The organism is Mycolicibacterium mageritense (assembly GCF_010727475.1).
GTDB lineage: Bacteria > Actinomycetota > Actinomycetes > Mycobacteriales > Mycobacteriaceae > Mycobacterium > Mycobacterium mageritense.
The window spans coordinates 644883-656152 of the sequence record NZ_AP022567.1 but is presented as its reverse complement, the minus strand read 5'-3'; the positions used below and the strand labels follow the sequence as shown (position 1 = coordinate 656152).

Here is an 11270-nt window from a genome sequence, read left to right as displayed (position 1 = left end):
GGTGACTCCTCGAAAGACGGTGATGGGCTCAGGCTTTGACCGGTGCGGCTTCGGGCATGGTCTCGGTGCTGTCGGTCGGCCAGACATGGTCGGGCTTGAGCCACCGCTGAACCCGCAGCGGGGCGTTTATCCCGATCAGCACGATGACCACCGCGGTCAGCCCGAAGGACAGCACCGCGAGCGATGTGCCGAGCGACATCTTCGTGGCCAGGCTCGCGCCGAGGACCGGGGCCACGGCGCCGCCCAGAGCGCCCACGTTGTAGGCGAATCCGAGCCCGGCGGCGCGCTTGTCGACCGAGAAGTAGCCGCCGATCCACTTGGGCAACAGCCCGGAGATGCCCTGCCCGAACACCTGTTGCAGAAACAACAGCACACCGAGCACGAGCAGATTGCCGCCCCCGACCAGGAAGACCGGGAAGATCAGCACCTGCGACACGGCCAGGCTCATCCAGTACGCGCGCCGCGTACCGAAGCGGTCCCCGGTGAAACCGGCGACGACACAGCCCACCGCGGCGCCGAAGCCCGAGAAGAACAGGATGTTCGCGACATGTCCCGGATCGAGGGCGAGGTCGGTCTTGAGGTAGGTGGGCAGCAGCGCCTGGATGGGCCACGAGTACAGGAACGCGGTGAAGATCACGAGCATCACGGTGAGGCCGGTCGGCCAGCGGGATCCTTCGAACTGCACCATGAAAGACACGAAGACCGCGGCGGTCAGCACGGCCAGGGCCGCGATGCCCAACGGGTTGGCCACGGTCTTGGTGAAGATGAGCAGCAGCGCGCCGAAGGCCAGCACCGTCGCGACGATGTTGACGACGGACCGCGGGCCCTTGTAGAGCGTGCTGAACATGTCGGGTGCCGCGGTGCGCTTGCCGGCTTGATGCGCTGCCCTGGCGTGTTCCCAGTCGTCGGACTCGGGCAGTGAGCGCCGCAGCCACAGTGCGAGCGCGATCGGGATCAGGCCGATCGCGAACAGCGCACGCCAACCCCACTCGGGCACCACGAACCGGTAGGCCTGCGCCGACAGGACGGCGCCGATCGAGAATCCACTGATCAGGAATCCGGACGCCTTGTTGCGCAGGGTTTTCGGCCAGGACTCGATGACGTACGTCGAACTCGAGCCGTACTCGCCCGCCATGCCGAGCCCGATCAACAGGCGCGCGCCGAACAGCACCCAGTACCCGGGCGCGAGCGCGCACAGCACCGATCCCAACGAGAACAGCGTGATGCTGAGGACCATCGCGTTCTTCCGGCCGAAGCGGTCGCCGAACGCGCCGAGTGCCAGGCCGCCGAACCACCGGGAGATGAACGCGGCCGACACGAGCGTCGCCCCCATCACCGGGGTCAGGCCGAATTCGTCGATGACCTCGGTGAGGACCAGCGTGATGATCACGAAGTCGAAGCCGTCGAGCAGGTAGCCGAGCCACGCTGCGACGAACGCCTTCCACTGCCGCCGGGAGAGCTGCCGATACCAGATGCCGGATTCTCTGGTGCTTCCGCTGACCGTGTCCACCAACCCGCTCTCCTTTGAACGTCGGATGTCTGATGTCCTATGTCATAGTCACGGTAAGGCATGGTGACGTGGAACACAAGGCGTCCCGGGTTCGCCTGGTCATGGCGCCGCACATCCGGAAAAGCAGGAGATCTGATGTAGTACGTTCTTTGTCAAGTGGTCTTGAGCTGGAGGGATCGGATCCGTGAGGCAACACGATGTGCTGAGCCCGGTCGCGGGCGGGCCGACCGTGGTGAGCCGCATCAAGGAGTACATCCTCACCAATCACCTGGGCCCGGGCGATCCGCTGCCGACCGAGAATGAACTGAGCCAACAGCTCGGCGTCAGCCGCTCCCGCATCCGCGAGGCAGTCAAGACCTTGTCGGCCCTCGACATCGTCGAGGTGCGTCACGGCTACGGCACGTACGTCGGCCAGATGAGCTTCCGCGCGATGGTGGAGTCACTGGCGTTCCGGGGCATGCTCAACGCGGACGACGGGCTGGGGGTGTTCGCCGAACTCGTCGACTTCCGCGAGCTGATCGAGACGAGCCTGGCCGACAAGATCATGGCGAGCCTCACGCCGCAGGCGGCGCTGAGCATGCGCAGGCTCACCGAGGCCATGGCCGAGAAGGCCTCGGCGGGCGAGGAATTCGCGGCGGAAGACCGGGAATTCCACCTGCTGCTCATGGAGACCGCAGGCACACTGGCGGTAGGGATGACAGGGGCTTTCTGGGATGTGCACGCCCTGGCGTCGCGTTCGTTGGGGCCGCCCGATGATCTGCAGGCCACCGTCGCGGCGCACGTGGCCATCCTCGACGCGATCGAAAAGGGTGACGCCGACGTCCTGCGCGCGGCGATCCGCGCGCACTACGCACCGATCCGGGAGCGCATGACGCGCCGGCTGCCGCCGCGAACGTAGGGTGAATCGATGGTCCCGAAGATCGAACTGAACGACGGCACATCCATCCCGCAGCTGGGTTTCGGGGTGTACAAGATCGAACCCGATCGGACCGCGGCGGCCGTGCGGACCGCGCTGGAGGCGGGCTACCGCCACGTCGACACGGCGGAGATGTACGGCAACGAACGCGAAGTCGGTCAGGGCATCCGCGATGCGGGAGTGGACCGCGGCGACGTCTACGTCACCAGCAAGCTCAACAACGACGTCCATCGACCCGACGACGCCCGGCGCGCCTTCGACGAGACGCTGCGCGCGCTCGAGTCCGACTACGTCGACCTGTTCCTGATCCACTGGCCGCTGCCGACGCTGTACGACGGCGACTTCGTGTCGACCTGGCGAGTGCTGGAAGAGTTCGCCGCCGACGGCCGCGCCCGCAGCATCGGAGTATCGAACTTCCAGGTGCCCCATCTGGAGCGGCTCGCCAAGGAAACCGACACGGTCCCCGCCGTCAACCAGATCGAGGTGCACCCCTACTTCGGCAACGGCGCCGTCCGGGCGTACGGCGCCGAGCACGGCATCGCCACCGAGGCATGGTCGCCGATCGCCCGCGGCAAGGTGCTCGGGGATCCGGTCGTGGCACGCATCGCCCAGGCGGTCGGCAGAACCCCGGCTCAGACCGTGCTGCGTTGGCACATCCAGCGTGGCGACATCGTGTTCCCCAAATCGACGTCACCTGAACGCATCAAGTCGAACTTCGAGTTGTTCGACTTCGAATTGACCGAGGCCGACATGGCCGCGCTCTCGGGCCTCGACCAAGGAGCTTCCGGCCGGACCGGGCCCGACCCGGACACGTTCGACAGGCTGTGACCGACCGGACACGCGTCTCGTCGTCCCTCCCTACGTCAGGACGGTCTACCCGAAGGATCGGCCGACACGGGCGTCTCGCTGCTGACGGGCAGCGGTCCGAGCTCTCAGGCGTGATTGAGGCGGTCCCGTCCTAGGGCACCAATGGGGTGCAGCGTGGGAATTGACGCCTACAGTAGGTGACATGTCACGGAATAACGTGTCATGTCACGTAGTTGTCGGATGTGAAACGCAACAAACACTTTCGACAACAGGAGGACGAGATGGCTCAGCTCGAAGGAAAAACAGCACTGATCACCGGCGGCACATCCGGTATCGGTTATGCGACGGCGCGAGCCTTCGCCGACGAGGGCGCCAAGGTGTTCATCACCGGGCGTACCCAACAGCGCGTCGACGCGGCCGCAGCCTCGCTGGGTTCCGGCGTCGTCGGTGTTGCCGGCGATGTCACCAACACCGAGGATCTGGACCGACTGGTCGGGGTCATCCGCGACGCAGGTGCCGGCCTCGACATCGTTTTCACCAACGCCGGCAGTGGCGAGTTCGCCACGCTGGAGGACGAGACACCCGAACACCTCATCGACACGTTCAACCGCAACGTGGGCGGGACGGTGTTCACCGTGCAGAAGACGCTGCCGTTACTCAATCCCGGTGCCTCGATCGTTCTGTCCGGCTCCACCGCGGCCACCAGGGGTACCCCGGCGTTCGGTGCCTACGCCGCGGCAAAGGCCGCTATCCGGTCCTTCGGACGCACCTGGGCCACCGAGTTGGGCGACCGCGGCTTCCGGGTCAACACGGTCGTACCCGGTCCCATCCTGACCGAGGGACTCACCGAACTGGTGCCTGACAAAGACCAGCGGCAGGTGTTCTTCGACGGTTTGGCGACGAACCCGATGAAGCGGATAGGTGATCCTGCCGAACTGGCCGCGGTGGTGGTGTTCCTCGGATCCGAGGCGAGCAGCTTCATGACAGGTGCGGAGATCTTCGTCGACGGGGGCATGAACCAGGTTTAGCTGGTCTAGCTGAGGTCGGGACGCGGCAAGGTGCCCTCGCGCAACAGACTCTCGTGTACAACGGCGAGGATGTCGGCGAGGGCATCCTCGTGCTCGGGATCCAGATCGGCGAAGAACGCCCGGCGTACCCACTCAGCATGCACCGGGGCGGCGCCGGTGAGCCGGTCCCAGCCCTCGTCGGTCAGAACGACGACAGTGCCGCGACCGTCGGTGTCGCAGGTTGTGCGCTCGACCAGGCCGCGGCGTGCCATCCGCATCAGGTGGTGAGAAACCCGGCTGCGTTCCCACCCGATCACCGTCGCCAGTGTGGTCAGCTGCAGGCGGCGATCCGGTGCGCGCGAGAGGGTACTGAGCACCGTGTAGTCGTAGAGCGAAAGACCGCACTCGGTGCGCAGGTGACGGTTCACCTCATATTCGAGCCGGTGATAGACCCGCATGAAATTCAGCCAGGCCCGCTGCTGCCTCGGCGTCAGCGGGTACTCGCCGGAATCAGTCATCGCGCATCATGGACAAGCATGTCGCCCATCTAAGCAAAACTCCACCCCGATATGCGGTTTCGGTGACGATCCGTGTCGACGACCACCGAACGGGCTCGAAGCCGGCCGGGTCAGCGCTGGCAGTTCAGCGACACCGACACCGTCTGGCTGGTGATCGACGGAACCAGGATCCGATCGCCGCCCAGGCCCGGCCCGACGTAGGGCACCCACTGCGTGACCTGCTGCGGGTTGCGGACGCTGGTGACCGTGCACTGGTCCATCGGCGCGGTGCCGATCTTGTCGATGTTGACCGTGTAACCCTCGGACTGCAGGCGGTTGATGGTCTCCTGCGCGGTTTCCTCGGCGGCGGCCATGCCGGCGGGGGCGCCGATCACCCCGAGGGCAGCCACCGCGACTGCGACCAGGGACCATTTCACGCGCATTGACCGCACCTCTCCGTCGTTACCGCACATCATGCTCTATTTACATCGTCATTGGGACTCTATTCGTTCCCGGTCCGCCGGGCGCGGCCCACGGAATCGCTCCGGACGGCGGCTGCCGCGGTTAGCATCGCGCGCGTGGACAGCACGATGCAGAACTGGCCCCTGACCATCACCGCGATCCTGAGACACGCCGTCGGCGTCAACGGCGACCGCACCGTCACCACTGCTACCGGGCAGGGCGGATACCGCACCATCAGCTACCGCGAACTCGGCGAGCACGCCGCCCAGCTGGCGCACGCGTTGCGCAAACTGGGTGTCACGGGCGACGAGCGCGTCGCGACGTTCATGTGGAACAACACCGAGCACCTGACGGCCTACCTCGCGGCACCCGCGATGGGTGCGGTGCTCCACACCCTCAACATCAGGCTCGCGCCCGAACAGATCGCCTACATCGCCAACGAGGCACAGGACCAGATCGTCATCGCCGACGCCTCGCTGATCCCGCTGCTGGCCCCGGTGCTGCCGCAACTGGAGACCGTGCACACCGTGATCGTGGTCGGTGCGGCCGATGTGAGTGCGCTGACAGGTGTGACCGTGCTGCGGTGGGACGAGGTGCTCGCAGCGGAGCCGACGGAGTTCGACTGGCCCGATGTCGACGAGAACTCGGCGGCCGCCATGTGCTACACGAGCGGTACCACGGGGAATCCCAAAGGTGTTGTGTACAGCCATCGTTCGAGCTATCTGCATTCGCTGAACACCTGCACTGCCAACGCGCTCGACGTCAGCAGCGCTGATGTGGTGCTGCCCATCGTGCCGATGTTCCACGCAAACGCCTGGGGCCTGCCGTACGCGGCGTTGATGGCGGGTGCAAGCCTCGTCATGCCCGACCGGTTCCTCGACGGGGCCTCGCTGATCGAGCTGATCGAGTCGCAGCGGCCCACGCTCGCCGGCGCGGTGCCGACCATCTGGAACGACGTGATGAACCGCCTGGAACACAGTGCCGGCCATGACATCTCGTCGTTGCGCCTGGTCGCCTGTGGCGGATCCGCGGTGCCGGTGTCACTCATGAAGACGTTCGAGGAGCGTCATGGTGTCTACATCCAGCAGGCCTGGGGCATGACCGAGACCTCACCGCTGGCCACGGTCGCCAAACCGCTGCCCGGCGTGTCCGACGAACGGCACTGGGCGATGCGGGCCAGCCAGGGCAGGCCCATGTGCGGTGTCGAGGTCCGCATCGTCGACGACGCAGGCAACCCGTTGCCCAAGGACGGTAAGGCCGTGGGGGAGCTGGAAGTTCGCGGCCCGTGGATCACCGGCGCCTACTACCTGGGGCGCGATTCCGAGAAGTTCGACACCGGTTGGTTGCGCACGGGCGACGTGGGGGTCATCGACGCGGCGGGTTATGTGACGCTGACCGACCGGGCCAAGGACGTCATCAAATCCGGTGGCGAGTGGATCTCCTCGGTCGAGTTGGAGAACCTGCTGATCGCGCATCCCGCTGTGCTCGAGGCCGCGGTCGTCGGGGTACCCGACGAACGTTGGCAGGAACGCCCCCTCGCGGTGGTGGTGTTGCACGACGGTGCCTCGGTGAAACCCGAGGAGCTGCGGGATTTCCTGGCCGACAAGGTGGTTCGCTGGTGGCTGCCCGAGCGGTGGGCGTTCATCGGCCAGGTGCCCCGCACCAGCGTCGGCAAGTACGACAAGAAGACCATCCGCGCCCGCCACGCCGAGGGCGCCTACGAGGTGGTGACCCTCTAGTGTCCTGCGCCGGGAATTCGTTGAAGATATGAACCGAGTCGTTCGAAGATCTCGTCGGCGGTCTTGGTCCAGTTGAACGGGCGGGGGTTGTCGTTCCAGTCTGCGATCCACTCGCGAATGTCCTTCTCGAGGGCCTGAATTGAGCGGTGAACGCCGCGGCGCAGTTTCTGGTCGGTGAGTAACCCGAACCACCGCTCGACCTGGTTGAGCCACGACGAGTAGGTCGGGGTGAAGTGCATGTGGAATCGGGGATGGGCGGCAAGCCATTTGGTTACTGTCGGCGATTTGTGCGTCGAGTAGTTGTCGCAGATCAGATGGACGTCCAGGTCAGCGGGCACGGTGTTGTCCAACTTGGTCAAGAACTTCTTGAACTCGATCGCGCGGTGCCGGCGGTGAATCGAGCCGTAGACCTCGCCGGTGGCCACATCCAGGGCGGCGAACAAGGTGGTGATTCCGTGCCGCACGTAGTCATGGGTGCGGCGCTCGGGCATGCCGGGCATCATCGGCAGGACCGGCGCTGCGATCCAAGGCCTGGATCTGCGATTTTCATCGACGCAGAGCACCAGTGCCTTCTCCGGCGGGTCCAGATACAACCCCACGACGTCACGGACCTTGTCGACGAACTGCGGGTCGTTGCTGATCTTGAAGGTGTCCACCTGATGCGGCTTGAGGCCGAACGACTTCCAGATCCGTCCGACCGTTGACTTCGACAACCCGGTCTCAGCCGCCATCGAAGACCGCGACCAGTGCGTGGCGCCTTTGGGTTGACGCTCCAACGTACGATCAGCTGCTCGACCGCCTCGTCGGTGATCTTGCGCGGCGCACCAGGACGCGGCTCATCGGCCAGACCTCCAGTCGCGCCTCCAGGAACCGTCCACGCCATTTGCCGACCGTTTGCGGCCACACACCTTCATCAGCGGCGACTTCCTTGTTGGATTTCCCTGCCGCGCAACCCAACACGATCCGACAACGTTGGGCCAACGCCTGCGAGGACTTCGATCGACGGGCCCACCGCTGCAACGTCTCACGTTCGTCGTCGGTCAACACCAACTCGACTACCGGCCTACCCCTGGTTCCCACCCGCCAATTCTACAATTAATCAACTAATTTACGGCGCAGGACACTAGTTCTCTGGCGAGCGGGAGGAGATCAGGCGCGCACGGCGATGGTCGACAGCAGGTCGGCGAGCCGGTCCGGCCGGTCGACCATCGAGAAGGTGCGGGCTTCCTCGATGATCTCCAGCCGCGCGTTCGGGATGATGTCGGCGAGCCGTTCACCGTCGCCGACCTCGAAGAGCATGTCGTCGGCCGACCACGCGATGAGCGTGGGCTTGTCGAATTCGGGCAACCGTGCGGCGACCGCGGTGGTGACCTCGGTGCGCAGCGACAGCGTGAACTGCCGGAGATCCTCGGCGATAGCGGGATCCGACAGCGCGGTGCGCACCCACTCATGCGTCAGCGTGTCGATGTCGGAATACGCCAGGCCCGCGTACGCCCGCTTGCGCACCGCAGGGATCCTGACGGCCTGCGCGGCGGTGCGGAAGAGCGCCTTTGTGCGCGCGGCAACGATGAGCGGTTTGAGGATCGGCGGCGGAAAGTGTTCGAACGCATCGCAACTCGTCAACACCAGCGCGCCGATCCGCTCGGGATGGTGCACCGCGACCAATTGGGTGACCACCCCGCCGGTGTCGTTGCCGACCAGCACGACGTCGTGCAGGTCCAAGGCGGTCAGGGTGTCGGCGACGATGCCGGCGACACCGCGGATGCTCCGATCGGCCCCGGGGCGCAGCGGGTCGGGATGCGCGCCCAGCGGCCAGGTCGGGGCGATGCACCGCAGGCCACGCGAGGCGAGCCGGGCGCTGACCTGCCGCCAGAGCTGGCCGCCCATCATGTAACCGTGCACGAAGACGACCGGCCTGCCGTCGGTTGGCCCGAACTCCTCGAAATGGATGGTTCCGGCGTTAATCTCAATGATCGACATGGATGACTCCCGGCTCGATAGACATTTACGAACAGTCTGCCGGTAACTTACCAACAGGGTGTATGGAAAACAAGAGACGTACTCAGGAAGAGCGCTCCGCGGCCACCCGCGACGCGTTGATCACGGCTGCCCGGCGGCTGTGGGGTGAACGCGGCTACGCCGACGTGGGCACCCCCGAGATCGCGACGGCCGCAGGCGTCACGCGAGGCGCGATGTATCACCAATTCGCCGACAAGGCAGCGCTTTTCCTCGCCGTGGTGGAGGTCGTGGAGCAGGACGTGATGACTCGGCTGGCCACCGAGGTGGCGTCGTCGGGCGCGACCACTCCGGCCGATGCGATCCGGGCCGCGGTCGATGCCTGGCTCGAGGTGTCCGGTGACCCCGAGGTGCGGCAGTTGATCTTGCTCGACGCGCCGAGCGTGCTCGGCTGGGCCGGCTTCCGCGACATCGCCCAGCGCTACAGCCTCGGCATGACCGAGCAGCTGTTGAGCGAGGCGATCAAGGCCGGGCAGCTCGCCAAGCAGCCGGTACGGGCACTCGCACATGTGTTGATCGGTGCCCTCGACGAGGCGGCCATGGCCATCGCGACCGCCGAGGATCCGAAGAAGGCCCGACGCGAGATCAGGCAGGTGTTACGCCGCCTGATCGACGCGATGTTGTCGGGCTGAGTTTCCTGGCGAGCAGACGCGTGCGTACCCGACACGCCGGGAGCTTGGGTGCATACACGTCTGCTCGGCAGAGGATAGTTACCGCTCGGCGCGCTGGTAGGCCGTCACGACCGCCGCGCCGCCGAGGCCGATGTTGTGCTGCAGGGCCGCGTCGACGCCTTCGACCTGACGCTTGTCGGCCGTGCCACGCAACTGCCAGGTCAGCTCGGCGCACTGGGCCAGGCCCGTCGCGCCCAGCGGGTGCCCCTTGGAGATGAGCCCGCCGGACGGGTTGACCACCCAGCGTCCGCCGTAGGTGGTGTCGCCGTTGTCGATCAGGCGCGGCGCCTCACCCTCGCCGCACAGGCCAAGGGCCTCGTACAGCAGCAGCTCGTTGGCGCTGAAGCAGTCGTGCAACTCGATGACCTGGAAGTCCTCGGGTCCGAGACCGGACTGCGCGTAAACCTGTTGTGCGGCTTGCACGTTCATGTCATAGCCGATGATGTTGGCGGCACTGCCGTCGAACGTCGAGGCAAAGTCGGTGGTCATGGCCTGCCCGACGATCTCGACGGCCTGGCCCGCCAGCCCGTGCTGGTCGACGAACGCCTCGCTGGCCAGGATCGCCGCACCCGAGCCGTCGGACGTGGGGGAGCACTGCAGCTTGGTCAGCGGATCGGAGATCATCTTGGCGGCCAGGATGTCGTCGAGCGTGTACTCGTCCTGGAACTGCGCGTACGGGTTGTTCACCGAATGCTTGTGGTTCTTGTAGCCGATCTTCGCGAAGTGTTCGGCGGTGGTGCCGTACTTCTTCATGTGCTCGCGGCCGGCCGCGCCGAACATCCACGGCGCCACGGGGAAGGCGAACTCGTCGATCTCGGCCAGCGCCTTGACGTGGCGGCCCAGTGGCGATTCGCGGTCCTGCGCACCCGCCTGAAGCGAACCCGGCTGCATCTTTTCGAAGCCCAGCGCGATGGTGCAGTCGGCCAGGCCGCCGCGGATCGCCTGTGCGGCAAGGTAAAGCGCGGTGGAACCCGTCGAACAGTTGTTGTTGACATTGACGATCGGGATGCCCGTCATGCCCAGCTCGTAGAGCGCGCGCTGACCTGACGTGGAATCGCCCGAGCAGTACCCGACGTAGCCCTGCTGCACCTGGTCATAGGAGACGCCGGCATCCTCGAGCGCCTTGGTACCCGACTCCCGTGCCATGTCCGGGTAGTCCCAACCCTCGCGACGACCGGGCTTCTCGAACTTCGTCATCCCCACACCGACAACGAACACTTTGTTAACCATGTAACGGAACATACGTCATCGCGAAACCGGGGCAACCGTCTTCAACTGGAGTTGACGCAGCCGCACCACCAGCGCGGCCGCGGCCAGCAGCGACAACACCCCGAGCTGCCACCAGTTCGCCGGATTGCCGCCGTCGCGGTCGAAGTAGTGGTTGACCGCGTGCAGCGTGTTGGCCACCAGGAAACCCGTCAACACCACGGCGATCACGTCGCGCCACCACAGCGCGAACAGCATCGTCACGGCGATGCCGATCTGGAACGCACCCGCGTCGTGCAGGAAATGCACGTGATTGGGCCAGTTGGCCCACTGCGCGAACGACGCCGGGTCGATCCGCATCCACACGCCGGTCACCAACATGCTCAGTGCCGCCACCACGACGACGATCTGGATGAATCTCATCTGCATGTCCATCAGA

Annotated in this window: 11 protein-coding genes and 1 pseudogene; 5 read left to right on the top strand and 7 right to left on the bottom strand. The window is 65.7% G+C overall.

The window, feature by feature from the left end:
- Positions 1-28 precede the first annotated feature (28 nt).
- Positions 29-1510, bottom strand: coding sequence for an MFS transporter (locus tag G6N67_RS03165; protein WP_110798592.1), 1482 nt, complete (start codon positions 1508-1510; stop codon positions 29-31).
- A gap of 184 nt (positions 1511-1694) precedes the next feature.
- Here G6N67_RS03165 and G6N67_RS03160 point away from each other — a divergent pair, with 184 nt between their 5' ends.
- The 3 genes from G6N67_RS03160 (at position 1695) to G6N67_RS03150 (ending at position 4261) form a co-directional block, all read left to right on the top strand.
- Positions 1695-2408 carry a FadR/GntR family transcriptional regulator gene (locus G6N67_RS03160; protein ID WP_220101419.1) on the top strand — a complete coding sequence of 238 codons (714 nt, stop codon included), beginning with the start codon at positions 1695-1697 and terminating at the stop codon, positions 2406-2408.
- 9 nt (positions 2409-2417) lie between these two features.
- Positions 2418-3254, top strand: a complete 837-nt coding sequence (locus G6N67_RS03155) for an aldo/keto reductase (protein ID WP_036437943.1) — start codon at positions 2418-2420, stop codon at positions 3252-3254.
- 260 nt (positions 3255-3514) lie between these two features.
- Positions 3515-4261: an SDR family oxidoreductase gene (locus tag G6N67_RS03150; RefSeq protein ID WP_036437941.1), complete on the top strand. Its 747-nt coding sequence runs from the start codon at positions 3515-3517 to the stop codon at positions 4259-4261.
- A gap of 5 nt (positions 4262-4266) precedes the next feature.
- Here the strand turns inward: G6N67_RS03150 and G6N67_RS03145 are convergent, their stop codons facing one another.
- Positions 4267-4758 (bottom strand): MarR family winged helix-turn-helix transcriptional regulator, encoded by a 492-nt coding sequence (locus G6N67_RS03145; RefSeq protein WP_036437938.1) that lies wholly within the window; start codon positions 4756-4758, stop codon positions 4267-4269.
- A gap of 110 nt (positions 4759-4868) precedes the next feature.
- Complete coding sequence (locus tag G6N67_RS03140) at positions 4869-5180, bottom strand: hypothetical protein (RefSeq protein WP_036437935.1); 312 nt, start codon at positions 5178-5180, stop codon at positions 4869-4871.
- 135 nt (positions 5181-5315) lie between these two features.
- Here G6N67_RS03140 and G6N67_RS03135 point away from each other — a divergent pair, with 135 nt between their 5' ends.
- Positions 5316-6938, top strand: a complete 1623-nt coding sequence (locus tag G6N67_RS03135; protein ID WP_036437933.1) for a fatty acid--CoA ligase — start codon at positions 5316-5318, stop codon at positions 6936-6938.
- On the opposite strand, the pseudogene G6N67_RS03130 reads toward G6N67_RS03135, so the two are convergent.
- Together G6N67_RS03130 and G6N67_RS03125 are read right to left on the bottom strand one after the other, a co-directional pair.
- Positions 6935-8018, bottom strand: a pseudogene (locus G6N67_RS03130) (IS630 family transposase). The gene G6N67_RS03135 and the pseudogene G6N67_RS03130 overlap by 4 nt on opposite strands.
- 69 nt (positions 8019-8087) lie before the next feature.
- Positions 8088-8918: an alpha/beta fold hydrolase gene (locus G6N67_RS03125; protein ID WP_036437931.1), complete on the bottom strand. Its 831-nt coding sequence runs from the start codon at positions 8916-8918 to the stop codon at positions 8088-8090.
- 62 nt (positions 8919-8980) lie between these two features.
- On the opposite strand from G6N67_RS03125, the gene G6N67_RS03120 reads away from it, so the two are divergent.
- Positions 8981-9586: a TetR/AcrR family transcriptional regulator gene (locus G6N67_RS03120; RefSeq protein WP_036437928.1), complete on the top strand. Its 606-nt coding sequence runs from the start codon at positions 8981-8983 to the stop codon at positions 9584-9586.
- A gap of 78 nt (positions 9587-9664) precedes the next feature.
- Here the strand turns inward: G6N67_RS03120 and G6N67_RS03115 are convergent, their stop codons facing one another.
- Both G6N67_RS03115 and G6N67_RS03110 read right to left on the bottom strand, forming a co-directional pair.
- Positions 9665-10855, bottom strand: a complete 1191-nt coding sequence (locus tag G6N67_RS03115) for a lipid-transfer protein (RefSeq protein ID WP_036438715.1) — start codon at positions 10853-10855, stop codon at positions 9665-9667.
- 15 nt (positions 10856-10870) lie between these two features.
- On the bottom strand, positions 10871-11254 hold the full coding sequence (locus tag G6N67_RS03110) for a hypothetical protein (protein WP_230021880.1): 384 nt from the start codon (positions 11252-11254) through the stop codon (positions 10871-10873).
- Between the last annotated feature and the right edge of the window lie 16 nt (positions 11255-11270).